Here is a 25723-nt window from a genome sequence, read left to right as displayed (position 1 = left end):
TGTCTCCTCAGAGTGGTGGCAGCCCGGCTGTGCCGGGTTGAGGCTGATGGCTGGTATGCGAACCTGCTGCAGCGGGCAGTGCGGTGGCTGCCGGATGTTTGGGCGCAGCAGCGGGCTCCGGACGGGGGGGCAGTGAGCTGGCCATGGCGCGGGCGCGTACCGCCTCCTGTACCTGCGCCAACTGGGCCTGCAGCGTTTGCAAAGAGGCCTGGTCAATCAGCGGGAGCGCCCCTCTCGCCGGAGGCTGGGACAGCTTTTGCAGCAGCCGCGAGGCCTCTATCTGGTTGCCGCAGGCCAGCCAGTACAGAGCCAGGTTCAGTTGCACGCGGGCATTGCCGGGCGCCAATTGCGCGGCTTGCAGCATGGGCATCTGCGCCGAGGACAGTTGTCCATCGAGCATGTGGGCGTAGGCCAGATCGCTGAGTACATTGGCATCTATGGGGTTGAGCTGGCGCGCTTTTTCCAGTTGATCCACGGCCTGCGCGTATTGGCCCTGGGCGGCATGAAGAAGACCCAGCCCGCGCCGAGCGCGTGCTGCAGATCCACCATCGAGCAGTACCAGATAGGCTTGTCTTGCCTGTGTGAACTGGCCGGTATTGCGCATGGCGTCCGCGCGCAGCATGCGCGACTCCGGGTTGGCGCCGAACTGCTGTTCGAAAGCATCGGCATGCGCCAGCGACGCATACCACTGGCCTGCTTGCTGCATTTGACCAATCAAATCCAGATAGGTCTGGGTGGTATCGATTTGAGCGGACTGCTCCGAATTGGAGGTTTGTGGCGGGACTGGGGCGGCCGCTGATGGCTGTGGTGCCACGCCGTAGCCCTCAGGCCCCTTGCTGGCACACCCGCCCAGCAGGAGCGCCAGGGTTGTGGCAAGTGCTGCCCAGTTTCGCGGAAGGGACTGTTTGTATGGGTACATGCTCATGCTCCTCCTATGCTCGAGAGGGCACGAATGACTGCCAAAAAGCCTGGGCCTGCGGTGATGACCAGCAGGGCTGGCAGCAGCGTCAGGACCATGACCCCGGTCATCTTGACGGTGATCGCGCCTATCTTTTCCTTGAAGCGGGCTTGGCGCTTTTCGCGCAAACGGATGCTGAATTCCTTGAGCGGTTCTTGCACGGCGCCGCCATGGCGGTCCACCTGGGTCAGTAGATTGACCACGGCGCTCATGTCGTCATCTGCGCTGAGATTGGCCAGGCGCTGGAAAGATTGCTCGCGCGTGCGGCCGCTGCTGTAGAGCTGGTTGGCCAGGGCCAATTCGCCGCTGATGACGCGCAGCACGCTACCGAACTCGCTGGCCAGAATCTGCAGGCTCTGGTCGATGCTCAGGCCCACGCCTTGCAGAAGTCGCAGCAGGTCGACGAACAATGGCAGCTCCTCCACGACCTGCTCGCGCCGTTGTCGGGCCTTGGCCCTGACCAGCCATTTGGGAAGCATCAGGCCGAGGCTGAGGCCCAGGAAACCATAGAACACCGCATAGGTGTCATTGGGCCGCAGAACGGCCAAAACCAGCAGCGGAAAAGCCAGAGCCAGCAGAAGACGACTTGTAACGTAGAAAACGCTGCCACTGCGCAGTGCTATGCCAGCCTGGTCCAGCAGCTTGCGGTCCTCTTCGGCCAGCAGTACCCGGGCCCATCCAGTCTGTAGCCAGGCCGGCGGTTGCAGGCTGGCTGCGAGCGCTTGAGGCGATACGGACCGGACGGTGGTCCCTGTGTGCGGATTCAGCAGTTCGGCATCGGCCGTGGCAGAACCAAAGAGCGCATGGGCTGCGTGCGGGCTAGTGGCAGCGCGTTCGCGTGCCTGCAACAGCTTCTCGACTTGACTGGATGCCTGTTGCGAGCGCTGTAGTTTCCAGACCATGGTGCAGGCCCACATGACCGTGCCGAGCGAGCCCAAACACAGGCTGGCGATCCATAGCTGTTGTGGTGTCATGGCTGGCGTCTTTCCAATGTGGCATGGCCAAAACGCATGGGGCGGCGGAGTGGGCGGCGCATGGCAACGTCCTTGAGCAGTGTCCGCTTCATCTCAGCTGGGCGAGGCGATACAGCAGCAGCGCGCCGACACCTTCCAAGCCGATGGCAAGCAGGACCATGCGTTGCCCGCTGGCGTCATTCCACATGCGTAGGAAGTACCCCTGATTGAGGATCATGATGAGGGCGCCTACGCCTACGGGAAGCAGCGCCAGCACCCAGGCCGACAGGCGGATTTCGGCCGAAAGAGCATGCAGTTCGCGCTCGGCGGACTGGCGGTCCCGGATGTAGGCCGAGACACGCTCCAGCACAAGATCGGCGCGGCCGCCATAGCGCACACTCATCCGAAAGACCGCTGCCAGCAAACCGAACTCGGGAAGGCGCCAGGAACGCTCCAGCTGTGCCATGGCCTGTCCCAGATCCGGGGAGGCGCTCAGCATGGCGGCTGCTTGCTGAAGCGCATCGCCCAGTGGCGAAGGAACATTGCCCAAAGCCAACTGGAAGGCGGCATGAGGCGAGTTGCCAATGGAGATCATGCGAACCATGTTGTCCAGGAAGCCGGGCAATTGTTGAAGCAGCTTGTTGCGCCGCATGGTCAGGCGCCGCCATATGAAGAATGTGAGTAGCAGCGCATACACCACCAAGGCCAGCAAACCGATTGCTGGCCCGCCCTGGCTTGTGGCCAGCAGGAACAGCGCAAGAACGCTGGCCAGCAGCACTGCGGGTGTGCGGGGCGGCAGGCCCCAGGCGTCCACGCCCAGCTTGCGATGTATCCACTGCACTGCGGGAATGCGCGCAGGTTGTGAGCTGCCATCCTTGTGGGGCGGCGCGAACACGGGTGTGCCACCCGGTGGGGGAGACCGGTCCCGGCCCCGTTCAAGACTGCGCCTTAGGTGACGGCTGATGGTTTGCTCATGCTCCCGTCTACGTGCGCGTGCGAACATCCACAGCCCCAGAGCCAGCAGCAGGCAGGCCATGGCGCCTAAAACCAGGGTTGCGGGAGTCGTCATCTCACACCTCCTCCTGAGGCCTGCTGCTGCGAGCGCCACCAGCTCAGCAGCTTGGGCGAGTGGGGCGAGATGCCCAGCGAGACCCAGTGATCGAGCTCCTGTCCGTCAGGGCCCACCTGGGGCTCGTAGCGGTACAGCTCCTGCATGGAGATCATGTTGTCGGTCATGCCGGTGACCTCGGTCAGCGACAGCAGGCGCCGGCGGCCGTTGGACAGGCGGCCGATCTGCACGATGAAGTCCACGGCGTTGGCGATCTGGCGGCGCAGGCTGACCTCGCTGCCCTGAAAGCCCGCGAAGCCGGCCAGCATTTCGGCGCGGTACAGGCATTCGCGCGGCGAGCTGGCGTGGATGGTGCCCATGGAGCCGTCGTGGCCGGTGTTCATGGCCTGCAGCAGCTCCAGCACCTCGCCGCCGCGCACTTCGCCGACGATGATGCGGTCGGGCCGCATGCGCAGGCTGTTGCGCAGCAGGTCGCGGATGCTGACGTGGCCCGAGCCGTCGAAGCCGCCGGGGCGGCTTTCCAGCCGCACCACGTGGTTGTGGTTGAGGGCCAGCTCGGCCGTGTCCTCGATGGAGACGATGCGCTCGCTGGCCGGGATGAAGCTGGCCAGCGCGTTGAGCAGCGAGGTCTTGCCCGAGCTGGTGCCGCCGCTGACCAGGATGTTGCAGCGCGCCTGCACGGCCATCTCCAGGATGCGGCAGATGTCCTGGTTGAAGGTGCCCAGCTGCACCAGCTCTGAAGGCGTCAGCGGGTCCTTGCGGAACTTGCGGATGGAGACCGAGGGACCGTCGATGGACAGCGGCTCGATGATGACGTTGATGCGCCCGCCATCGGGCAGGCGGGCATCGACCATGGGGCTGGACTCGTCCAGGCGCCGGCCCAGCGGCGCCAGGATGCGGCGCACGATGCGCAGCACATGCTCGTCGTCCTTGAAGTGCAGCGTCTCGCGCTGCAGCACGCCGCCGCGCGAGACGTAGATGTTGCCGTGGCCGTTGATGAGGATGTCCTCGACCAGCGGATCTTCCAGCAGCGGCTGCAGCGGCCCCAGTCCCGTGAGCTCGCGCGTGAGGGCGCGCGCCACCTGCAGCGCCTCCTGCTCGTTGACGGGCACGGAGTGCAGGCGGATGAAGCTGTCCAGCTCCATCAGCACGAACTGCGCGATGGCGGCCTGCGACCAGCGGCCGAACTCGGCACCCAGCTCCTCGATTCGGCTGAGCAGGTGCTCGTGCGTGCGGTTCTTCAGGTCGAGGAACAGCGCGCTTTGCTCGAACTCGCTGGCCTGTGCGTCCGCCAGATGGGAATAAGCCGTGGTCGTCATGGTGCGTTCAGCTTCTTGTTCGGTGGAAGAAACGGTTCAGGCCGCGGACGGGCGCTGCCTGATCGCCCGCATGGGCCTGGTGGTGGGTGGTGATCAGCAAGGTGGCGAGCTTTTCCACGGCCTGCACATAGGGCTCGCGCTGCAGCCGGCTGGGCAGCAGCTGGCCCTGGTTGACGGCCTGGACCAGTTCGCGCCGGCGCTCGGGAATGGTGGCCAGCAGCGGCAGCTGCAGTTGCCTGGCGATCTGCGGTGCCTCCAGCTCCAGCTGGCTGTCGTGCCGGCTGACGATGAGCTGCACGCGCTCGCGCTCGACCTTTTGCTCGTCGAGCTGGCGCAGCAGCTCGGTGGTGGAGACCACGCTGGCCACGCTCTGGTCGCAGACCACCCAGATCTGGCTGGCGCGCAGCGCCACGCGCATGGCCAGCTGCGTGGGCACGACGGCACCCAGGTCGGCCACGATGTGGCGGAAATACTGGCGCAGGCGCAGCAGCAGTGCGTCGGCATCGGCATAGGAGACCTCGCGCAGGCGGCCCGGCTGGCGCGGCAGCGTGAGCAGGCGCAGGCCGCTTTCGTGGCGCGACAGTCCCGTCGATGCCAGGCGCCGGTCGAAGCGGCGCAGGTTGTTGACGGCCTCGATGAAGTCGAAGTCGCCCAGCGTGCCCAGGTACAGGCCGCAGTCGCCGCTGGGGCTGCCCAGATCAATGAGCAGTCCGTCCAAGGTCTCGTTGCTGATTTCGCGGGGCGTAGCGTCCTTGCCGGGTATGGCTGTCGTGCCGTGCATGCGTTTTTGCAGGTACCAGGCCAGGTGCGAGGCCATGAGGCTGCTGCCCAGGCCTGCGCGGGCCGACATGATGGCGGTCAGCGGTGCGCTGGGCATGCCCGGCGCCGAAGCGGGCACGCGTTTGATCAGATCGATCACCGTCTGGTACGCGGCCTGAACGGGGCCATCCACATCGAGAAAGTCCTGCACGCCCGCGCGCAACGCGGCCAGCATGCATTGCGGGTACTTGGTGCGGCCCACGGCCACGCAGGGCAGATGCGGGTGGGAGACATGCAGCTGTGATGCCAACTGGGCCGCTTCGTCGGTGGACAGGGGATCGAAGTGAATGAAGACGGCGTGGGGCATGTAGCGCTGAACCTGCTCTGTCACGTTGTCGTTGAAGCGGGCCGTGTGCAGTTGAGCGCCGTCCAGCATGCGCTGCATCCAGGACAGCGCCAGCGCGCTTTCGGGTGTGCCCGCCTGGATGAACAGCAGCTCCACATGGAGGTCGGAGTCGGAAGGCAGTTTCGCCAGGGGCGGTGCCTGCAGCGGCTGCGCGGATGGAGATGACTGGGCAGCCGCCTGGCCCGTCTGCGTGTTCGAGGAACGCAGGCCCAGCAAGGTCTCCAGCGAAGTGGGCGAGCCGACGGCCGGCGAACCCGGGGGCTCGACGGATGGATCGGAGGCGATGGGCTTGCTTGTCATGGATATCAATACGAGAAGCCGGGCAAGGCAGAGTTGGGACTCATGCCGCCTGCGATGAACGGGCCCCAGACCTGGGAGGCGTTGCGTTGCTCGGACTGGGTACCCGGCATCAGGCTGTCCAGATTGGTGGAGGCCGGCAGGGGATGGACCAGGTGCGGTGTGACCACAATCACCAGTTCCGTTTCGTCCTGGGAGTAGCTGAGGTTCTTGAAGAAGGTCCCCAGGATCGGCAGGTCGCCCAGCAGCGGCACCTTGTTGACGCTGGATGAGGTCGATCGGCTTACCAGGCCGCCGATGATGAAGCTCTCGCCATTGGCCAGCTCCACCATGGTGTCAGCCCTGCGGGTGCGTACGGCGGGAACGGATACGCCGGCGATGGTGACGCCCGAGCTGAAGTCCAGATCGCTGGCCTCGGGTGCGACCTTCAGTGCAATGCGCTCATCCGACAGGATGGTGGGCGTCAGTTGGAGCTTGATACCGAATTCTTTGTAGCGAATGGCGATGTTGCCGTCGCGGGCAGGCACGGGAATTGGCAGTTCGCCGCCTGCCAGGAAGCTGGCGTTCTGGCCCGTGTGGGCCACCAGGGTGGGCTTGGCCAGGACGCGAGCCAAGCCGTTTCCTTCCAGAATGCCTAGTTGGGCGCGTATGCCCGCACCACTGAAGGCCTTGCCGAAATTCATCACCAGGTTCATGGCGCTGGAAATGGCCGACGAGCCAGAGTCGCTGCCGCCGGTGCCGGCACTGCTGGTGCCTGGGGTGTAGAGTCCGAAGCTGAAACCGTGGTTGTTGGCTCCTCCGCTTGTGAGGTTGATGCCCGCGCGTCTCATGGCCGCTTTTTTGAATTCCACCACCTGGACATCCACCTGTACGGTATTGCTGGCAACGGAGATTTGCGCGTTGTCTATCAACGTGGCCTGGCTGGGCGCGTTCTGGCGTAGCACTGCCAGGGCTTGCGCATGTTCGGGAAGGGATGACAGGCGCCGGTCCAGGGTCAGGTGCTGGCCCTTGACCTGCACCAACCAGCTTTGCGGTGAGCCGTTGCGCTGGGGCCAAACCACCAGCGTGGTACTGCCTGCGGCTTTGGGTGTAAGCAGCAATTGGACATCGTCCGCGCCGCTGCCGGAGGGCGAGCGCAGCACCTTGATATCTAGAACATTGGGATCACCGACAGCGATACGGCCCGGCGCCAGGCCCAGCTGCAGCAGATGTTGCCGGCCGGCTATCAGCTGCAGCGCATCGCTGGAAGGGATCTCGTTGGTGCGCGGTCCTTGTGCTGGGCTTGCAGCAAACGCTTGCATCGCTGAGTCCACCTGTGCTTGGGCCGCTGCCGGACCCAGGCAGGCCTGCACAACGGTGGCGCAGCACAGCATCCTGATAGCCTGTGGCCTCCTGGGAACCTGGCCGATGGGTGCGAAGGGTGGCGAGAGGCGTGGCGACTGCATGATTTCTCCCTCTTCTGGCTGTTGTCAGTAGTTCACCGTCTGTACGGTGGCGCCGTTGTGTACTTCGATGGCCTGAAGGCGCGGCTGCTGCGAGGCCTTTCTGGTTCCTGCTGAGGAAGGTGCAGTGTGTCCTGTCGCGCGTGATGGGGTACCGGTGGCCAGATCCTTGAAGCGCAGGCCTGCGAATGCACGGTCTGGACCCTGTAGCGGCTGGTTTTTTGCAGAGCGGCCGGCAATGGGCTGCAGCGCCGTGGGCAAGGCAGAGAACAGCGATGGGTCAGGCACCGACATATCGTCCGGGTGACGCAACGCCAGTGTGAGCTGGCCGTATTTCTCTGCCAGGGTCAAGCGTTCCACATCCTCCAGCGGCACCGCCAAAACTGCCGTCTGCGCGCTTTCTGGGCGCTGGCCCTGGTCGTCGCGGCTGTTGCGCCGCATTCCTGAGCTGCTTGTCTCCTGCTCTTGTTGAGCCTTGCGCTGTGCTGCTGAAGGTGGAGGATTTTCGACACTGGATGCCCCGTAGGCCAGAACGCGGCTGCGGGCCAGCAGAAGTCGCGTCTGTGTGTCCACGGGGGAGTTTTCGGCGCGCCCATCCAGTGTGAAGAAAACATCGACGAAGTCGCCCGGGCGCACATGATGGCCAGCGGCCATCTGCTCCTTGATTGCAATGGACAGTGCGCGTTGTCCGGAAGTGAGCTGCAAAGCAAGACTGCTGATCAAATGCTGCTCAAGCAGTGGTGTATCGGCAGCCAGTGCCACCAGTGTGGTGCGGTTCAACACGGCAGCCGTATCCTTGAACCCGTCAGCGGTGGCCGAGGAGTGCTGCACCAGACGGATGTCGTCGGCCATGATGCGCTGGCCTGCCGCGATGGGCCGTGCCGTGACGACGGTGGCATGCTGCTTTGCCGGTTCCGCTGTCGCGCCCGCCGGCGCCGAAGGGGAGGAGCTGGCTGCAGGCGCTGCTGCAGACGGCGTGGGCTGGGGCTGGCGGCCCATCATCCAGGCAAGGAATGCGAGGCCGATAGCCAGCACGATCAGCAGTCCAGCAACAATTCTGGTTAGATGCATGGCTTGTGCTCCCGCGGCTTGAAAACGGTGAAATGACAGAGGGCTGCAGGCTGCCCTGGCCGCTGCAGTCCGTGAAGACCTGTACTGCCTTGCGGGTCTGAAGGGGGAGGAAAGCGTATTGCTGTCATGCGGCCTTTGTGTTCTTTACGGCGAGACATCCATGCGCCATAGCACCCAGATGGCGGCGATGGACAGATAGCCCGCGTAGGGGATGCTGCGTACGGGCCGATGGAGTGAAAGCGTGCCGGGCTGTGATGCGCAGCCGCTTCCATCCGCTGAAAGCAAGGCACTCAGCGGCGCGGGCAGCCAGCCCGTCAGCCACAGCCCCAAGGAGCTGTGCTGCAGGCGGCGCCAAGACAGAACAAGCAAGCCATGAACGCCTGCCAGCAGGCTGCCTCCCAGCCATATGGTCAGCAGCTGGGGGGCCAGCCCCGTCCACAGACCTATGACTGCAGCGAACTTGACATCCCCGGCACCCATCCAGCGCAATGCGTAGAAGGGCAGCAGTGCGGCAAATGCCGCAAGCATGCCTGCCAGGCCGCTCCAGGCAGACGTCTGGAACGGCTGGCCTCCGCTCAAGAAGGCTGCCGTGCCCGCGAAGAGGCCCAGCACAACCATCCAGTTGCGCACCTTGCGGTATCGCAAGTCCATGACGGCGACGGTGATCAGCCATAGCAACAGACCCAGGGATGCAAGCCAGTCGATGTTCATCGCATCAGGTCGGAGGCGTGCCCAACTGGGTGTTGATGTAGACGAAGAAGGCTTTGAGCTTTTCTCCGATATCGCCGACGGCGACGATGATCGCCACGGCGATGAGGCCGGCGATCAAGCCGTACTCGATGGCGGTGGCGCCTTCTTCGTCTTTCCAGAAGTTCTTGATGATGTCGGTCATGGCATCGTCCTTTCGGTTGCAAAAGCCCATCGTTGTCGATGGCAGCGTCCGGCGATGGGCAGAAGCCGGCCGCTGCGCGGGAAACCTCACCTCGTACTTCCTGCTTCCCACTTCACCACTGCTGTCGCGCGGCAGTGGTTTGAAAAGCGTCTGAAATGGGGCGCAGCTGCTGCTCAAGGCGCAGCTGTATTCGTCGGGGCATGGCGCTGGCGGACAAGGAGGCCACGGCAGCGTCCTGGAATTCGGGCCGGCTGCGCGAGGGCTCGGTGCCGGGCTCGTCGATGGGTGCAGTGCCTGGCGCACCACCACCTGCCGGAATCGGCTTTTGCGTGCTGAACAGCGCGTTCAGCCATTGGTCGGGCGGGTCCTGGGGCAGCAGGCGGCCGGTGGTGCGTGCCAGCCGCAGTTCGTTGATGCGCTGGTCGTAGATGGCGTCGGCCTCGTCAAGCAGCAGGCGCTGCATGTCCAGCTGGGCGTCCAGTACCTGGGCCAGGCTGCCGCGTCCGACTTCGAGCAGGCGGCGGCGCCCCTCGAAGGCGGCGCGCGCCTCGCGCACGGCGTCGGCCAGCTGGCTTTCGCGCTGGCGGCCGGACTGGGTACGTCCCCAGGCGGCGGAGGCGGTCTCGCGCACCTGGCGGCGCACGGTTTCCTGTTGCGCCTCCTGGGCCTGCAGTTCGTTGATGGCCTTGAGGATGCGGTCGCGCAGCTCGAAGCCGTTGCCGAAGTTCCAGCTCAGCTCCACGCCGTAGCGCGTGCCCTCGGCATAGAGCACGCCGCTGGGATCGCGCGTGTGGGCCACCACGGCGGCCAGGGTGGGAAAGCGCTGGGATTTGCTGCGGTCGACTTCGGCGCGGGCCTTCTCGATCTGCTGCTCCATCTCCTGCAGCTCGGGGCTGACGGTTTCGGAGGCCTGCAGGGCCGAGTCTTCGCTGGCCGGCAGCCATTGCACGGGCACGTTGAGCTGGGGCAGCCAGCCGGGCTGGGGCGTGAAGCCGAAGTAGCGCGTGAAGCGGGCCAGCGCATCCATGCGCTGCGACTCCAGCGCATGCTGCTGGGCCAGGGCACCGGCCTGGCGCGAGGCGGCCTGGCGCAGGTCGTTGCGGCCCACGGCGCCCAGTTCGGCGCGGCGCTCCTCGATGCGCGCGAGCTGGCCGATGATGCGCGCCGACTCGGCCGCCACGCGCGCCTTGTCCTCGAAGCGGTGCAGCTCCAGCAGGGCGGTCAGCGCCTCCAGCAGCACGTTCTGGCGCGTGCCGTAGAGCACGCTGCCCTGGGCCGCCTCCTGCGATTCGGCCGAGCGGATGCCCGCGCCGATGGCGCCGCCGTCCAGCAGGGCCATGCGCACTTCGGCGTTGACGGCGGTGTAGGACTCGCGGCCCCGGCGCAGCTTGGCATCGCCCGTGTTGGTGCCCACCTTGAAGGTGGGCCAGCGCGCGCCGCGCGCGGTGTTCACGTCATGCCCGGCCGATTCCAGCGCGGCGCGCGCCTTGCGCACGTCGGGGTACTCGTCGATCAGGGCGTAGAGGGCATCGAGCAGGCGGCGCTGCCCGCTGTCGCTGGCCAGGGTGCCGGGCGTGAGCTGCTGGGCCAGGCGCAGGACCACGGCGTCGGGTACCGAGACGGATGTGGGCGCGGGTGCGGAGTCCGCCGTGTTTGCGGCAGCCGTGGTGGTCAGGTCCAGTTCCTCGGTCGCCGCGGGCGCGGCCTGCTGCGCCTGCAGGGCCGACAGACCTGACAGGCAGCAGGCGGCGGCCAGCAGCCGGCGCAGCCGGGCGTGCCAGCCTGTGGTGAGGGTGGACGGGCGGCCTGGCATCAGGGCTCCCGGAAGGCTTCGCTCTGGATGCGCAGCACGGGCCGCAGCAAATACCAGATAAAGGGTTCGTGGCCCAGCAGCAGGTCGAGCTCGGCCTGCATGCCGGTGGTGATGCGGTTGTCGGTGCGGCCCACCCAGGGCTGCTCCAGGCTGGCCTGGATGCGGAAGTACGAGGGCGAGTCGGCCAGGTTGGGATCGCGGTCGGCATCGGCCGCCACCAGGGTGACCTGGCCGGGCACCGAGCCGTAGCGCAGGAAGTCGTAGGCCGAGATCTTCACCCGGGTGGCCTGGCCGGGGCGCACATAGCCACGGTCGGCGGGGCTCAGGCGAGCCTCGACGATGACTTCGTCCTTGTCCGGAACGATTTCGAGAATGGGCTCGCCGGGCTTGACCACCCAGCCTGCACCCGAGCTGCGCAGGCCCTTGACGAAGCCGCTGGTGGGCGCCAGCACGGCCGTGCGCGTGCGCTGGGTGCGGGCGCGGACCAGGTCTTCGTTGAGGCTGGCCAGCTCGCGTTCGGTCTGGGCCAGCTCGTCGGAGGCGCGGCGGCGGAAGGCGCCCTGGGTCTCCTGCAGCTTGGCCTGGGCCTGCTCGATCTTGGCGCGGTTGCTGAACAGCGTCTGGCGCGAGGCCGCCAGCTCGGCCCGCACCTGCTCCAGCGCGCGCTGCTTGTCCAGCACTTCGAGCTGGCCGATTAGCTGCTCGGAGGCGAGCTGGCCGGCAATGGAGGCTTCCTGCTGGTGCAGGCGCAGATTGGTCTCCAGCCCCTCGATGCGCGCCTGCACTTGGGCCACGTCGCCGCGCGCCTGCTGCAACTGGGCCTGGGCTGCGGCAAGACTGCCCTGGTGCTCCAGCGCGCGCGCCGAGAAGGCGCCCAGTTCGGCCTGGACCACCTGCGCGTCCAGGTCGGCGGGGAAGGCGGTGCGCTGCAGCGGCCGGCCCTGGCTTTCCGCGCCCAGACGCGCCTTGACGGCCTGGGCCGTGGCCATGCGGGCGGTGAGCTGTTCGAGGTTGAGGCTGTTGCTGCCCAGGTCGATTTCCAGCAGCGGCTGGCCCTGGGTCACGGCCTGGCCTTCGCGCACATGGACGGCGGTGACGATGCCGCCTTCCAGATGCTGCACGGTCTGCACGCGGTCGGAAGGGATGACCTGGCCGCTGGCGACCACCACGTTCTCCACCGGATAGAACAGGCCGGTGACCACCAGGGCGGCGACGGGAATGACGAGCAGCCACTTGCCCCGCGCCAGGGCGGCTCGGCCAGGGTTGGGGGGCGTTGCGCCGGACACGTCCGCAGGCGGCTGGCCGTGCACGGCCGCCTGCGCTTCGCTCGACTGGCGCAGCACCAGGGGGAGGTCGTCGTAGCGCCCGGCCCTCATGAGGCAAGCTCCTGCGCCACGGCGGGATGATCGGCATGCGGGGCCGGGTCGGCCGGCGTTGCGGGTGCTGCGGGTGCTGCGGGCTCGCGCGCCGTGCCGAACAGCTGGGGCAGCAGCAGCTGGGGCGAGCCATGCTCGATGCCGCCATCGCCGCGCACATGGTAGAGATGCTGGGCCATGGAGGCCACGCGCAGCGAGTGCGTGACGACGATGACCGTGTGCTTGAGCGCAATCTGCCGCAGCGTCTGCAGCAGTACGGTTTCGCTCTCGAAGTCCAGGTCGTTGCTGGGCTCGTCCAGGATCAGCACGGAGGGGTTGCGCAGGAAGAGCTGGGCCAGGGCCAGCTTGCGCAGCTCGCCCGCCGACAGGCCCGCGCCACCTTCGCCCAGCACCGTCTGGTAGCCCTGGGGCAGGCGGCTGATGAAGCCATGCGCGCCCGAGATCTGGCAGGCGGTGACGATCTTGTGGTCGTCGGCATCGGGGTTGACCATGCGCAGCCCGTCCACGATGGGGCCGCTGAACCAGTACACCTGCTGCGCCAGGCAGCCTATCCAGCGGCCCAGTTCGGCACGCGGGAACTGGGCCATGTCGTATTCATCGATGAAGATGCGGCCCTGCGTGGGCTGGTAAAGCCCCGCCAGCAGCTTGGCCAGGGTGGACTTGCCGGCGCCGTTGCGCCCCACGATGGCGTGCAGCCCCCCGGGGCCGATCTCCAGCGATGCCTGCTCCAGCGCCACATGGCCGCCCGGATAGTGGAAGCTGGCCTGATCCAGGCGCAGCCGGCCCTGGGGACGCGGCAGGTCCACGGTCTCGGTCATGATTTCGACGGGCTCCTCCAGTACGGACTGCAGGCGGCGTGCGGCCTCGTTGGCCTGGGCCAGCGAGCGCCAGTTGCTGGCCAGCTGCGAGATGGGACCCAGCGCCTTGCCCGACAGCAGGTTCACGGCCATCAGGCTGCCGATGCTCATCCACTGCGCATTGATGGCAATGGCGCCCACGGTGATCACGGCAACGGAGAACAGCGTCAGCAGCACGGTGCTGGCCTCGCGTGCGTTCTCCATCTCGCCGTTCTTGCCAAAGCTCTCGGCCAGCCAGCGGTCATAGCCGCTTTGCCAGTTCTGGCGTGCGGCGGCGTCATAGCCCAGCACCTTGAGCGTGGCGCGGGCGTTGCAGATCTCGGCCGTGCCCCGGTCCAGCATGCGGGCCTGGGCGATTTCCTCCACGCGGCCGCTGCGCACCTCGTCGGCCCACCACCAGGCCAGCACGCCCATGATGAGCATGGCCACCAGGATCACCGGCAGCACGGGCCAGGCAATGATGCCGATGACGACCAGGGCCAGCAGGGCCATGGGCAGGTCCAGCAGCGAGGTCGCCAGGCCCCCGGACACGCCCGAGCGCATGGCGCTCACGTCGCGGAACAGCTGCAGCCACTGGCTGGAGGAGCGCTGCTCCAGGGCGGCCAGCGGGTGACGCAGCATGGAGTGCATCAGCGCCTGGGACACATCGCGGTCGATCATGGCGCCGGCTTCGCGCAGGGCACGGGCGCGCCTGCGCCGCAGCCACCATTCCAGGCCCAGGAAGAACAGCACGCCTGCCACCATGGCCGTGAGGGTGGCCGTGCCGCCGCGCGCAATGACGCGGTTGTAGACCTGCAGCAGGAAGATGGACGGCAGCAGACCCAGCAGGCTGATGGGCAGCGACAGCCAGCCAGCCCGGCGCAGCTGGTGCGCAGCCCGGTCGAAGGACTCGGCGATGGCAGATGCAAAAGCCCCCACCGTCTCCGTTCCCGACGGTATCGCCGTGGCCTTGGCCAACTGACGGGGAAGAAGGTATCGGATCATGTTCTGATGGGCTTAGTAAGCATCTTTACAAAATGTAAAGTCACTCGTTTTCCAAACACTGTAGCGATTTATATACAGACCTCTATAAGTTTTATTCAATCAGGAATGCATGTTCATTTGTTTTTGATGTGGATCAAAGCAAGAGGATGGAATAGACGTTATTAAATGGCCCCCGTGGTCACTGAAACTATCCCGCATGGCATCGGCTGCCAGGGCCAGATTGGTCGTGGCGCGGCCTGCCAACAAAACCGTGTCGCCTTTATGGGTTGTGCGAAGAAGTGAACAGATCAATTGATTGAGATCGTCATACCAATTGACGTGCAGAAGATCTGCCAGTGCTGCCGCCAGCTGCCGCAGCGGTTCTCCGTACAGCAGCACGCGCCGGGCCTGGGCCGCGCGCACCAGCGGCTCCAGCGCCAGCTGGGCAGTGTCGATGCTGGCCTGGCCCGGCTGTATGCCAGCCAGCACGATCAGCCTTTTGCTCACATGGGGAGCGACCGACTGCAGTTGCGAAAATGCAGCCGTCATTGAAAGTAAGTGGTTGCTCAGGCTGTGGTCCAGCAGGCAGATTCCGCTGGGCAGGAGCTGGGGCTGCCCGGCCCCGATCATGGGCTGCCAATCGGCCAGGGAGGCCTGCACCTGTGCAGGCGCGTATCCCAATGCATGCAGGGCCGCCAGGGCCGCCTGCGCATTGAGTGCCATGTGGTGGCCGTCGGATTGCAGGGAAATTCCCAGGCGCAGGTTGCCCATGCCTATTTGCAGATTTCCATTGTGAAATCCCATTTCACGGACTTGTGCGTTGCAATGGGGGCCAAACGTGATGAGGCGCAGTCCCACGCGTTTTGCACTCTCAATGACACTGGGGTTTTCACCTATGTCCTGACCGGTCACCAGTGCACTGCCTTTGTGCATGTGCTGCATGGCTTCAAGCACTTCCTGCAATGCTTCGTATTTTCTTTCACCGGACAGACCGGCCTGTCCGGGGGGCTCGGACTCCCCTGAATAGGGGGTGTTATTTATTGAAAGATTAGTAATAACCAGAATATCCGGGTCAATCAGCGGCAGGTCGCCACGCAGTGCGTGCAATGGCAGCTCCAGCAGGGCGCAGGGCGAGACCTCGCTCCAATTGATCATCTGCAGCGCGGTGCCCTGGGACAGCAGGGCATCGCCACGCGCGTCCCCCCCGTCCTGCAGGCACTGGCGCATCATGCCCAGGGTGGAGGTCTTGCCCACGCAGCCGCTGACGGCGACCACGGGCGACCGGATGCGTCGGCGGGCCGCCTGCGCCAGATTGCGCAGGCCCTCTTCCATATCAGGCACATGCAGCACCGGCACGCCGTGGTGCAGCAGGCCCTGCGGGTTGCTGCTGATCAGCGCCGAGGCGCGCAGCGTGGGCAGGGCCGCGGCCTGCACGCCCAGGGCCATGCCCGCGCGCCGCACCAGCACGGCGGCGCCGGGCTGGTGGTGCTGGCGGCTGGCGTCCAATCCCGCGCAGCCGGTGCCGCTATCTGTGTGGCTATCTGTGCCGGGCTCTGTGGTTGCATCCAGCCAGCGCCCGCTCATCAGTTCGGCCAGGGAAGCTCTGTCCCAGGACATGGACGGGTACATGGAGCCCGCTGTGGGCGGAAAAGCCGGCTGGCCCGCAGTCTCATCGGCCCGCGACGTGAGGGAGAGTGATGGAGAGGGCGGGGAAGCTTTGGCAGGGCTGCCACTCGCGCTCAAGCCATGGCCTGCCTGCGCAGTCAGCGCGTCTTCCCCGGATTCGGCAGCGCCATGGCTGGTGGCCGAGCGCAGTGCCTGGGTCAGCGCGTCCAGCAGTTCCAGGCTGGCCAGGCTGGATGCCAGCAACCAGGCGATTTCTCGCGGGGACTGCAGCACCTGTCGCAGGCTGGCGTCGGCAAAGGCGGCGTGGCGGCGACGGGCGGGCGGCAGGTACAGCGCCTGTTCCGGCCAGATGGCGCGCTGGGCCATGGCCTGCAGATGGCTCTCCAGGCTGATCTGCCACTGGCGCAGCAGGTCCGTGGGCTGGGGCTCCAGGCCCGCGTCGAGCTGCAGGCTTTCGACCAGGGCGATGCCTATCCAGCGAGCGCATGGGTCGTCGGCCTGATCACCCTGGCGATCGTCGGGGCTGTCGGGCATGTCCAGCAGCGGCGGCAGCGCGGCCTGCAAGAAGGCGGCGGGCAGGACTGCCGTCTCGGGCAGGGCGCTGCGCGCCGCGCGCAGCGTGGGGCTGTCGCTGGTGGGCGGGCGCGAACTGGCATAGACGTGCATGGCCAGTTCGGCCCAGCTCAGCAGGGGCTGGCCGCTGCGGGGTGCATCGGCCTTGGCCGCGGCTGCGGTCTTGGTGGCGCTGGCCGAGGCCGCCGCGCTGGAAAGCAGGCTTTCCGCCAGCGGGTCCATCAGCGCCGGGATGCGGGCTCGGGCCTGGCTGTCGGCTCCCGGCCCCAGCACAAAGCTGTTGCGCAGGTGGCGAGCCAGCACCAGCATGGCCAGCGCGCCGGGCAGGCAGTCGCCGGGCAATTGCTGCAGCCGGCGCTCCACATGGTCCATGGCCAGTGCAATGGCCTGCGTCAGTGCAGCGCTGCCCGCGTGGCGCTGGGCCTGCAGCAGGGCATAGGTCACGCCCAGGTGGTCGCAGACGTCGCCGCAACCGGGCCAGCTTCCATCCTTGCCCTGCTGCGCCAGAAGTTGTTGCAGCGCAGCGTGCACGGGCACGAGATGGGGCCATAGGCGCTGCTGCGGCGGATCGGTGCGCGGCACGGCCACGGCGGGCTGCTCCCCGCTGATATAGATACCGCGCAGGTGCAGCAGCAGGCGGGGCGGGAGCAGGGGCCGTTGGGCGCTGCCTGTTTCGACGTCTTCCTGGTGCGGCTCTGGCAGCAAGGGCTGCAGCAGTTGCGCACGCTCCAGGCTGGCATCTGCCAGGGCCAGGGAGTGCATGGGCGCCTGGGTCCAGGCGCTGCAGTCCGGCAGCGGACTGCCCGCCTTCAGGGGCGTGATGTCCTGCGCCCAGTCGATGCGCAGATCGACCTCATCGCGCTTGCGGGCCCAGGCCCACTGGCGCACGCGGGTCGCGCCCTCGCGCCAGGCAGCCTCCAGCGTGGTGGCGCGTACATGGAAGACGGAGGCAGGCTTGTTCTCGGCCGCCACCGTGAAGAAAAGAATGCAGCCGGGGTAGGGCTCGGGCAGCAACACCATGTGCCGTGCCAGGTACTCCAGGCCATTTGCCAATTGCTGCGACAACATGCTCTCGGCCTCGGTCAAGGTCAGTGGGAGGCTGCGCTTCCCGTGGGGACGGGGCGCCGGGCTGCGGTGCGCTGACCGCGTACGGATCTGTTCTTTCATGGCGGCCCGGCGGCAGGCGAGTGCGGAGCGCGGCGGCTCAGCGGTAGTCGAATTCCACGCGCCGGTTGCGCTGGTGGGCGTCTTCGCTCGTGCCTTCATCGGCCAGCCGCTCCTTGCCATAGCTGACGGACTCCACGCGGGCCGGATTCACTCCCAGCAGCTGCAGGCTGTTGCGCACCGCGTCGGCACGTTTTTGGCCAAGCGCCAGGTTGTATTCGATGCCGCCGCGCCTGTCCGTGTGTCCGCGCAGCATCACCGAGCGGCCGGGATTGCTGCGCAGCCACTGCGCATGGCTTTCCACGATGGCCCGGTCGCTGCTGCGGATGGTGTAGGCGTCGAAGTCGAAGTAGACGATGTGGGCGACATTGGCGGGACCGCGCTGGTCGGCCTGGGTCGTGGTCACCACGGGCGCGACGCCGGAGCTGGCCGGCGCAGGCGCAGGCGCCGGCGCCTTGCCGAAGGCGTAGTGGTGCTCGGAACGCTGCGTGCTGGTGGTGGCGGTGGAGCCGCAGGCAGCCAGGCCTGCGGCCAGCAGCACGATGGTGCACAGCCTGAGAGTGTGTGACATGGAGGATCTCCTGGGACGTGCGCCGCCACCGTGGGGCGGCGGCGCAGGGGATGGATGCGGCGCCCGCAGGCGCCGCGGCCGCTCAGAGCAGGGTGTTGTGGTGCAGTTGCTGCGTCAGCACGCTGGCTGCTGCATCGGCCGTGCTGCTGGCATGGCTGCTGATGGAGGTGGCAATCGGATCCAGCTCGGCGGCCGAGGCCGCTGCCGCGTGCGATGTGCCACCCAGCAGGCCACCGAGCAGCCCGCCGCCGGACGATCCCCCCAGCAGCCCGCCCAGCAGGCCGCCGCCGCTGCTGCCGCCGCCCAGCAGCCCGCTGACGATGCCGTTGCTGCCGGCCACCGTGTTGACCACGCCGCTGACGATGCCGTTGTCGCCCGCCACGGTGTTGACCAGTCCGCTGACGATGCCGTGATCACCAGCCACCGTGTTGACCAGCCCGCTGACGACACCGTTGTCGCCCGCCACGGTGTTGACCACGCCGCTGACGATACCGTTGCCACCGGCCACGGTGTCGAGCACGCCGCTGACGATGCCGTTGTTGCCTGCCACCGTGTCCAGTACGCCGCTGACGATGCCGCTGACGACGCCGTTGTCACCGGCCACGGTGTTGAGCACCCCGCCGACGATGCCGTTGTCGCCCACCACCGTGTCGAGCAGGCCGCCAACCAGGCCGGAGCCGCCCGTCAGACCGCCGGTGAGGCCGCCCAGCAGGCCGCCGTCGCCGCCCAGCAGTCCGCCAACGATGCCGTTGTCGCCCACCACCGTGTCGAGCAGGCCGCCAACCAGGCCGGAGCCGCCCGTCAGACCGCCGGTGAGGCCGCCCAGCAGGCCGCCGTCGCCACCCAGCAGTCCGCCAACGATGCCGTTGTCGCCCGCCACCGTGTCGAGCAGGCCGCCGACCAGGCCGGAGCCGCCACCAAGGCCGCCCGCCAGACCGCCCGTGAGGCCACCCAGCAGGCCGCCGTCGCCGCCGACCACACCGCCCAGCAGGCCATCGCCGCCGGTCAGGCCGGCCAGCACGCCGTTGACAGTGGCGATCACCGGCTGCAATGCCTGGCCCGGGACCTGCGTGAGGCCGTTGGCCAGCTCCGTCACCACGCCCAGCGGACCATCGTTGACCTGGGTCACGCCTTCCACCAGGCCCGTGACCACGGACAGGGCGCCGGTGCCGGGGTTGGCCAGTGCATCCAGCACCTGGCCCACAGGGGCTGCGGCCGTGCCGCCGAGCAGGTCATCGACGGTGTTCTGCACCGTGGTGACCAGTCCTTCGCCGCTGCCTGTTCCGCCGCCCGGAACCAGCCCGCCGAGCAGCCCACCGACCAGGCCGTCGTCGCCAAGTACGCCACCCAGCAGGCCGCCGTCGCCAAGCACGCCGCCCAGCAGGCCGCCGTCGCCGCCGAGCAACCCGCCGACCAGGCCGTCACCGCCGAGCAACCCGCCGACCAGGCCGTCATCGCCGATCACGCCGCCCAGCAAGCCGCCGTCACCGCCCAGCAGGCCGCCGACCAGGCCATTGTCGCCAAGCACGCCGCCCAGCAGGCCGCCGTCGCCGCCGAGCAACCCGCCGACCAGGCCGTCATCGCCGATCACGCCGCCCAACAGACCGCCGTCACCGCCCAGCAGGCCGTTGACCAGTTCGCCGATGCCGCCTTCACCCAGGCCGCTGCCCAGGCCGGCAATCAGGCCGTTGAGGGTGCCGATCACGGGCTGCAGGGCCTGGCCGTCCACCTGGGTCAGGCCGTTGACCAGTTCGGTCAGCACGCCCAGGGGGCCTCCGTCCACGCTGGTCAGGCCTTCCAGCAGGCCGGTCACGACCGAGGCCGTGCCATCGGTGGGATTGGTCAGCGCATCCAGCAGTTGGCCCACAGGGGCTGCGACGGTGCCGCCGAGCAGGCCGTCCACCACGCCCTGGACCGTGGTGACCAGGCCGTCGCCGCTGCCGCCGCCCGTGCCGCCGGGGATCAGGCCGCCCAGCAGGCCGTCCACCAGCTCGCCGATGCCGCCCTCGCCCAGGCCGCTGCCCAGGCCGGCAATCAGGCCGTTGAGCGTGCCGATCACGGGCTGCAGGGCCTGGCCGTCCACCTGGGTCAGGCCATTGACCAGTTCGGTCAGCACGCCCAGCGGGCCGCCGTCCACGCTGGTCAGGCCTTCCAGCAGGCCGGTCACGACCGAGGCCGTGCCATCGGTGGGATTGGTCAGCGCATCCAGCAGTTGGCCCACAGGAGCTGCGACGGTGCCGCCGAGCAGGCCGTCCACCACGTCCTGGACCGTGGTGACCAGGCCTTCGCCCGTGCCGCCACCTGTACCACCACCGGGCACCAGTCCACCCAGCAGGCTGCCGACCAGTCCGCCCAGTCCACCTTCGCCCAGGCCGTTGCCCAGGCCTGCAATCAGCTCGTTGAGGGTGCCGATCACCGGGGCCAGGCCTTCGCCGTCCACCTGGGTCAGGCCGTTGACCAGCTCGGTCAGCACGCCCAGCGGGCCGCCCTCCACATTGGTCAGGTTCTCCAGCGCTCCAGTCACGGTGGACAGCAGCCCGTCCGTGGGGTTGGCCAGGGCATCCAGCAACTGGCCCACAGGCGCTGCCACCGTTCCGCCGAGCAGGCCGTCCACGACGTCCTGCACGGAGGTGACCACGCCGCTGTCAGGCGTGCCGGGCGGGTTGCCCGTTCCGCCGCCCACCAGGCCACCCAGCAGTCCGCCCACGCCGGCCAGCAGGCCGCCCAGCGCACCGTTTTCATCGAGCAGGCCGCCCAGCACGTTGTCCACAACGGTGCCGATGGCGCCGCCGGAGCCCGCTTCGTCCAGGCCCTTGAGCAGCTCATTGAGCGTGCTGATGAGCGGCTCCAGGCCCTGATTCTGGATGTTGACCAGACCGTCCACCAGCTCGGTCAGCACGCCCAGCGGGCCCCCATTGGTGCTGGTCAGGCTCTCCAGCAGGCCTGTCACACCGGACAGCGTGCCGCTGCCGGGATTGACCAGCGTATCGATCAGGTTGCCCACCGGGCCGGCCACCGTGCCGCCCGCCAGCGCGCCCACCACGTCCTGCACCGAGGTGATCAGGCCATGACCGTCCGTGGGATCCGTGGGATTGGTGGGATCCGTGGGATGGGTCGGGTTGGTCGGGTTCGTCGGATCCGTTGGATTGGTGGGGTTGGTCGGGTTCGTGGGATCCGTGGGGTTGGTCGGATTGGTGGGGTTCGTGGGATTGGTCGGGTTCGTAGGATCCGTGGGGTTGGTCGGATTGGTGGGGTTCGTGGGATTGGTCGGGTTCGTGGGATCCGTGGGGTTGGTCGGATTGGTGGGGTTCGTGGGATTGGTCGGGTTCGTGGGATCCGTGGGGTTGGTCGGATTGGTGGGGTTCGTGGGATTGGTCGGGTTCGTGGGATCCGTGGGGTTGGTCGGATTGGTCGGGTTCGTGGGATTGGTCGGGTTCGTGGGATCCGTGGGATTGGTCGGATTTGTAGGATTCGTCGGGTTGGTGGGATTGGTCGGGTTCGTGGGATCCGTGGGATTGGTCGGATTTGTAGGATTCGTCGGGTTGGTGGGATTCGTCGGATTGGTGGGATCCGTCGGATTGGTCGGGTTTGTAGGGTTCGTGGGATTGGTCGGATTGGTGGGATCCGTGGGATTCGTCGGGTTCGTGGGATCGGTTGGCAGCGGGGGGGCTGGGTCGTCGTCGTCGTTGTTGGCTGCGGCGATCAGGCCCACGCCGCCCGCGCCGATCAGGCCGGCCAGCAGGAAGTCGCTGAGCACGGAGCCGCCGGCTGCGGCTGCGGCGCTTTCCTTGGTCACGATCAGGCCCACGGCGTCACCGTCATTGGCGGGTGCCACCTGGACGTTGCCCGAGGCCAGGTCCAGCACCATGGCGCCTGCGCCATCACCCTCGCGCTGGGCCAGCGTGGCCTGGGTGCCTCCCTCGAAAGTGCCGACCAGGGTCTGTCCGTCCTTGCCCGGGAACAGCGCCTTGGCGCTGCCGTCGGCGGGCACGATGATCTTGTCGCCCACCTGCAGTGCGCTGCCGGGCTGGGCCATCAAGGTTTCTCCGTTGCGCACGATCTGCACGCCCGGGCTGACCTGGGACAGCGTGGGGGTAGGTGTGCCCCGGGGCATGACTGCTGCGGCCGCGCCGGGCTGCATGTTCGACGTGTTCAGCTGTGCAAGCACGACGCTGGAGGGCTGCGGGTCACCGAACTGCACGGGGCTGACGGTGGTGTTGCCGGTGGGCTGCATCGATTGGGCGGTCATTTGCTCTCTCCAGACAAGGGTTGAAACGACAAGGTCAGACGGTGGCTTGGAAGCCGTGAAATCTGTCGAGCCCTTTTGTGCAACATGCATGCCATGTGCCGGTGGCAGGTCTGAATGGCCTAGGAATCTTCCTAAGATATTGATTTGTATGGTTTTGCTTATTGATCACAATGTCTCAGCAAGGGTCTGTTACGGCACACGTTACGTAACACCGGCCGGTCCGCTCCGTTACCCCGGAGCTGGCTCCGCGCCGTGTTTCATGGCCCTTGACTCAAGGGCCCATGCAGCGGGGTAAGGTGGCTTTCGCCTATAAAATCGCTGGCTTTTGGCTGCAGGCGCATATCGGCGCATGCAAGAAGCCCAAAAGCGAACAGGCCCGTCTTCCAACTTTCATTGCGTAGAGAGCGCCCATATGCTGATTTCGTCCAGAGTTCCGTCGCGAGTGCCGGGTCGTGCCTATTTGCGGATAGCCCGACCCGTGGCCATTGCCGCCTTCAGCCTGGGGGCCGCTTTGTGCGGGGCGTTTGCCCATGCATCGCAGGAGGCGGTGGACGAGGTCTCCCGGCTGCTGGAGCAGGGCAAGGCGCCCCAGGCCGCCAAGCAGGCCGAGGCCTACCTCAAGCAGAACCCGGCCGATGTGCAGATGCGCTTTCTGCAGGGCGTGATCGCCGCGGAGCAGCGCCAGAACGCCCAGGCCATCAAGATCTTCACGGCGCTGACCCGTGACTACCCCAGCCTGCCCGAGCCCTACAACAACCTGGCCGTGCTCTACGCTGCCGAGGGCCAGGAGCGCAAGGCCTCGGAAGTGCTGGAGCAGGCCATTCGCACCAACCCCAGCTACGCCACGGCGCATGAGAACCTGGGCGACCTTTATGCGCGCATGGCCAGCGATGCCTATGCCAAGGCCTTGCAGCTGGACGGATCGCGCCAGGCCATCCAGCCCAAGCTGGCCCTGATCACGCAGATCTTCCCCAAGCAAGGTGGTGCCCAGGCCAAGACGGCCCAGGCTGCAGCTGCCTCGACCAAGGTCGCCGATGCCAAGGCGGCCGATGCCAAGGCCCGCGAAGCCGACGCCAAGCTGGCCGAGGCCCGCGCCGCCGAAGCCAAGGCTGCAGAGGCCAAGGCTGCCGAATTCAAGGCCGCTGAAGTGAAGGCCGCCGATGCCAAGGCCGCCCAGGCCAAGGCGGCGGAAGCCAGGGCTGCAGAAGCCAAGGCCGCCGAGGCCAAGGCTGCAGAAGCCAAGCTGGCCCAGGCCAAGGCGGCGGAAGCCAAGGCGGCAGAGGCCAAGCTGGCCCAGGAAAAGGCAGCTCAGGCAGCTCAGTCTGCACAGGACAGGGCCCGCGCGGCCGAGGAAGCCAGGCAGGCTGCGGCCAAGGCCGCTGCTCCGGCCACCGCAGCAGCCGCCACCGCCGTGGCCGCCGCCGAGCCTGCCAAGGCAGCGCCTGCCGTCGACGAGAAGAAGGCGGCCCAGTCGGCCGCAACGCAGGAAGTGGAGGCCGCCGTCAAGGCCTGGTCCACCGCATGGGCCGGACAGGACATGGACCGCTACCTGGACGCCTACAGCGACCACTTCTCCCCGGCCGACGGCAGCAGCCTGGCCAAGTGGAAGGAACAGCGCCGCCAGCGCATCGTTGGCCGCACCGCCATCGTCGTCAATGTGCGCGACCTGAAGGTCACCGTGGACGGCGACAAGGCCACGGCCCAGTTCCGCCAGTACTACGCCTCGGGCGCGCTCAAGACCACCACCCGCAAGACCCTGCGCATGCAGCGCGAAAAGGGACAATGGCGCATCACCCATGAAGGAACCGGCTCCTGATGCCTGAAAAAGCGCGTCCCCTGGCACTGCCGCCCACCGGCCTGCTGCGCCTGCATGCGCGGGCCGCCGGGGTGGCCGTGCTGCTGGTCGCGCTGTCCGCGGTGTCCTTCAGCCCGGCGGCCCATGCCAAGCCGGCCAAGGCCAAGGCCTCCAAAACGGCAACCGCCAAGCCTGTCGCCTCCAAGTCTGTCCCCGGCAAGGCGGGCGCGGCCAGGCTGCGCGCGGCATCGGGCAAGCCCGCTCTGGCCGCCGCTGCGGTGGCCACGGTGGGCGGTGCCGCTGCCGTGGCAGCCACCCATGCCAAGGCAGCCGCCCCCGCACAGCAAAGCCAGGCGGAGGCCCGCCTGCTGGCCATCATCCGCCAGGTGGAGCAGCGGGATCTGGACGGCGCGCTGAAGGCCGCCGGCGATCTCACCGCCGAGGTTCCCAATTTCCGCGCAGCCCAGCTGGTGTATGCCGACCTGCTGCGCTTCAAGACCGGCCGTGCCGGCGAGGTGCTGGCGGGCACGCCCGTCGCCGCCTCCTCCGCTCCCGGCCATCCGGGCCAGGGCGTACTGGTGCGGCACAACCTGTCCGTGGGCAGTGTCGCGCGGCTGGAAGGCCCGGCCAGTCCCGCGCAGGCCCAGCTGCAGGATCTGCAAAACGAACTCAAGCGCCGCCTGCATGCCGACAGCGGCGCGCCGCCTGCGGGCTCCGTTCCCGGCGAGTTCCTGATGCTGGGCGCGTCGGTGCGGCATGCGATTGCCATCGACGCCAGCAAGTCACGGCTGTACCTGTTCGCCCATGAGGCGGGCGGGCTGCGGCTGGTGGGGGATTTCTATGTCTCCGTGGGCAAGCTGGGCACGGACAAATGGCAGGAAGGCGACCAGCGCACGCCGCTGGGCATCTACTTCGTGGGCCGCCACATCCCCGGACCCCGGCTGCCGGAGTTCTATGGCAAGGGTGCGCTCACGGTCAACTTTCCCAACGACTGGGACAAGGCCGTGGGCCGCTCGGGCAGCGGCATCTGGCTGCATGGCTCGCCGCCCGACCAGTTCTCGCGCGCGCCCGAGGCCAGCGATGGCTGCCTGGTGCTGGCCAACCCCGACCTCACCTTGCTCATGCAGACCGTGGACCGGCAGACGCCGGTGCTGATCCGCGAAAAGCTGCAGTGGGTGGCCCCCAAGGCCCAGGCCCAGCAGAAGGCGGCAGATGCCTTTGTGCGTGTCGTCGAGGAATGGAAGAGCGCCTGGGACGGGGCCGACCCGCGCAAGCTGGCCGCGCTCTACGCGCCGGACCTGCTGCAGTCGCCCGCCTCGCGCGCATCGCAGGAACGGCTGGCCGCCTACCTGAACCGCCCCGGCGTGACGCTGCAGGACCTGTCCATCTATTCCTGGAAAGATGCCAAGGGAGAGATCCGCGTGGTCAACCTGCGCGCCAGCAGCAAGTCCTTCGCCGAAGGCCTGCCGCTGCGCCAGTACTGGCGCAAGACGGGCGGGCGCTGGCAGCTTTTTTCCGAAGACGTGATGGGCTGAACCGGGTCGAGTCCGGTTGCTCCCGATAGCGCCCG

General features: G+C 67.4%; 17 protein-coding genes. 2 read left to right on the top strand and 15 right to left on the bottom strand.

The window, feature by feature from the left end:
- Positions 1-7: 7 nt before the first annotated feature.
- The 15 genes from ACFPFG_RS10205 to ACFPFG_RS10135 all read right to left on the bottom strand — a co-directional run bounded on the left by ACFPFG_RS10205 (position 8) and on the right by ACFPFG_RS10135 (position 22358).
- Positions 8-925, bottom strand: coding sequence for a tetratricopeptide repeat protein (locus ACFPFG_RS10205; RefSeq protein WP_380106326.1), 918 nt, complete (start codon positions 923-925; stop codon positions 8-10).
- Positions 922-1932 carry a type II secretion system F family protein gene (locus ACFPFG_RS10200; RefSeq protein ID WP_312379481.1) on the bottom strand — a complete coding sequence of 337 codons (1011 nt, stop codon included), beginning with the start codon at positions 1930-1932 and terminating at the stop codon, positions 922-924. Before ACFPFG_RS10200 ends, ACFPFG_RS10205 begins: the two co-directional genes overlap by 4 nt.
- 88 nt (positions 1933-2020) lie before the next feature.
- Positions 2021-2980, bottom strand: a complete 960-nt coding sequence (locus ACFPFG_RS10195; protein WP_197957143.1) for a type II secretion system F family protein — start codon at positions 2978-2980, stop codon at positions 2021-2023.
- Positions 2977-4299 (bottom strand): CpaF family protein, encoded by a 1323-nt coding sequence (locus ACFPFG_RS10190; protein ID WP_197957142.1) that lies wholly within the window; start codon positions 4297-4299, stop codon positions 2977-2979. Before ACFPFG_RS10190 ends, ACFPFG_RS10195 begins: the two co-directional genes overlap by 4 nt.
- A 7-nt stretch (positions 4300-4306) precedes the next feature.
- Positions 4307-5764, bottom strand: coding sequence for a P-loop NTPase family protein (locus ACFPFG_RS10185; protein WP_183017613.1), 1458 nt, complete (start codon positions 5762-5764; stop codon positions 4307-4309).
- 5 nt (positions 5765-5769) lie between these two features.
- Positions 5770-7062, bottom strand: a complete 1293-nt coding sequence (locus tag ACFPFG_RS10180; protein ID WP_232245902.1) for a type II and III secretion system protein family protein — start codon at positions 7060-7062, stop codon at positions 5770-5772.
- 168 nt (positions 7063-7230) lie between these two features.
- On the bottom strand, positions 7231-8274 hold the full coding sequence (gene cpaB, locus ACFPFG_RS10175) for a Flp pilus assembly protein CpaB (RefSeq protein ID WP_312379484.1): 1044 nt from the start codon (positions 8272-8274) through the stop codon (positions 7231-7233).
- A gap of 144 nt (positions 8275-8418) precedes the next feature.
- Entirely contained in the window at positions 8419-8985 is a 567-nt protein-coding gene (locus ACFPFG_RS10170; protein WP_380106322.1) for an A24 family peptidase, read from the bottom strand.
- Between the two features lie 4 nt (positions 8986-8989).
- The gene (locus ACFPFG_RS10165; protein ID WP_074921711.1) at positions 8990-9166 is read right to left on the bottom strand and encodes a Flp family type IVb pilin; all 177 of its coding nucleotides are present in this window, start codon (positions 9164-9166) and stop codon (positions 8990-8992) included.
- A 112-nt stretch (positions 9167-9278) separates the two neighbouring features.
- Positions 9279-10979 carry a TolC family protein gene (locus ACFPFG_RS10160; RefSeq protein ID WP_380106320.1) on the bottom strand — a complete coding sequence of 567 codons (1701 nt, stop codon included), beginning with the start codon at positions 10977-10979 and terminating at the stop codon, positions 9279-9281.
- Complete coding sequence (locus ACFPFG_RS10155; protein ID WP_380106318.1) at positions 10979-12355, bottom strand: HlyD family type I secretion periplasmic adaptor subunit; 1377 nt, start codon at positions 12353-12355, stop codon at positions 10979-10981. Before ACFPFG_RS10155 ends, ACFPFG_RS10160 begins: the two co-directional genes overlap by 1 nt.
- The gene (locus ACFPFG_RS10150) at positions 12352-14196 is read right to left on the bottom strand and encodes a peptidase domain-containing ABC transporter (protein WP_183017620.1); all 1845 of its coding nucleotides are present in this window, start codon (positions 14194-14196) and stop codon (positions 12352-12354) included. Before ACFPFG_RS10150 ends, ACFPFG_RS10155 begins: the two co-directional genes overlap by 4 nt.
- A gap of 99 nt (positions 14197-14295) precedes the next feature.
- Positions 14296-17442, bottom strand: coding sequence for a Mur ligase (locus ACFPFG_RS10145; RefSeq protein ID WP_380106315.1), 3147 nt, complete (start codon positions 17440-17442; stop codon positions 14296-14298).
- Between the two features lie 136 nt (positions 17443-17578).
- A complete protein-coding gene (locus ACFPFG_RS10140; protein WP_380106313.1) occupies positions 17579-18109 on the bottom strand; it encodes an OmpA family protein in 531 nt (176 codons plus the stop codon).
- 82 nt (positions 18110-18191) lie between these two features.
- Entirely contained in the window at positions 18192-22358 is a 4167-nt protein-coding gene (locus ACFPFG_RS10135; protein WP_380106311.1) for a beta strand repeat-containing protein, read from the bottom strand.
- A gap of 478 nt (positions 22359-22836) precedes the next feature.
- On the opposite strand from ACFPFG_RS10135, the gene ACFPFG_RS10130 reads away from it, so the two are divergent.
- On the top strand, positions 22837-24174 hold the full coding sequence (locus tag ACFPFG_RS10130; RefSeq protein WP_380106309.1) for a YybH family protein: 1338 nt from the start codon (positions 22837-22839) through the stop codon (positions 24172-24174).
- The gene (locus ACFPFG_RS10125; RefSeq protein WP_380106307.1) at positions 24174-25688 is read left to right on the top strand and encodes a L,D-transpeptidase family protein; all 1515 of its coding nucleotides are present in this window, start codon (positions 24174-24176) and stop codon (positions 25686-25688) included. Before ACFPFG_RS10130 ends, ACFPFG_RS10125 begins: the two co-directional genes overlap by 1 nt.
- Positions 25689-25723 lie beyond the last annotated feature (35 nt).

Origin of the sequence: Delftia deserti (genome assembly GCF_042653485.1) — a bacterium.
Classification (GTDB): domain Bacteria; phylum Pseudomonadota; class Gammaproteobacteria; order Burkholderiales; family Burkholderiaceae_C; genus Comamonas; species Comamonas acidovorans.
This window is presented reverse-complemented; position numbering and strand designations above follow the sequence as displayed.

Excerpts from the sequence above, each read along its gene's own strand:
- cpaB (WP_312379484.1), bottom strand. The coding sequence starts at position 8,274 with ATGCATCTAACCAGAATTGTTGCTGGACTGCTGATCGTGCTGGCTATC.
- ACFPFG_RS10140 (WP_380106313.1), bottom strand. The coding sequence starts at position 18,109 with ATGTCACACACTCTCAGGCTGTGCACCATCGTGCTGCTGGCCGCAGGC.
- ACFPFG_RS10125 (WP_380106307.1), top strand. The coding sequence starts at position 24,174 with ATGCCTGAAAAAGCGCGTCCCCTGGCACTGCCGCCCACCGGCCTGCTG.
- ACFPFG_RS10180 (WP_232245902.1), bottom strand. The coding sequence starts at position 7,062 with ATGCAAGCGTTTGCTGCAAGCCCAGCACAAGGACCGCGCACCAACGAG.
- ACFPFG_RS10190 (WP_197957142.1), bottom strand. The coding sequence starts at position 4,299 with ATGACGACCACGGCTTATTCCCATCTGGCGGACGCACAGGCCAGCGAG.
- ACFPFG_RS10135 (WP_380106311.1), bottom strand. The coding sequence starts at position 22,358 with ATGACCGCCCAATCGATGCAGCCCACCGGCAACACCACCGTCAGCCCC.
- ACFPFG_RS10195 (WP_197957143.1), bottom strand. The coding sequence starts at position 2,980 with ATGACGACTCCCGCAACCCTGGTTTTAGGCGCCATGGCCTGCCTGCTG.
- ACFPFG_RS10165 (WP_074921711.1), bottom strand. The coding sequence starts at position 9,166 with ATGACCGACATCATCAAGAACTTCTGGAAAGACGAAGAAGGCGCCACC.
- ACFPFG_RS10155 (WP_380106318.1), bottom strand. The coding sequence starts at position 12,355 with ATGAGGGCCGGGCGCTACGACGACCTCCCCCTGGTGCTGCGCCAGTCG.
- ACFPFG_RS10205 (WP_380106326.1), bottom strand. The coding sequence starts at position 925 with ATGAGCATGTACCCATACAAACAGTCCCTTCCGCGAAACTGGGCAGCA.
- ACFPFG_RS10185 (WP_183017613.1), bottom strand. The coding sequence starts at position 5,764 with ATGACAAGCAAGCCCATCGCCTCCGATCCATCCGTCGAGCCCCCGGGT.
- ACFPFG_RS10170 (WP_380106322.1), bottom strand. The coding sequence starts at position 8,985 with ATGAACATCGACTGGCTTGCATCCCTGGGTCTGTTGCTATGGCTGATC.
- ACFPFG_RS10150 (WP_183017620.1), bottom strand. The coding sequence starts at position 14,196 with ATGATCCGATACCTTCTTCCCCGTCAGTTGGCCAAGGCCACGGCGATA.
- ACFPFG_RS10145 (WP_380106315.1), bottom strand. The coding sequence starts at position 17,442 with ATGTTGTCGCAGCAATTGGCAAATGGCCTGGAGTACCTGGCACGGCAC.
- ACFPFG_RS10200 (WP_312379481.1), bottom strand. The coding sequence starts at position 1,932 with ATGACACCACAACAGCTATGGATCGCCAGCCTGTGTTTGGGCTCGCTC.
- ACFPFG_RS10160 (WP_380106320.1), bottom strand. The coding sequence starts at position 10,979 with ATGCCAGGCCGCCCGTCCACCCTCACCACAGGCTGGCACGCCCGGCTG.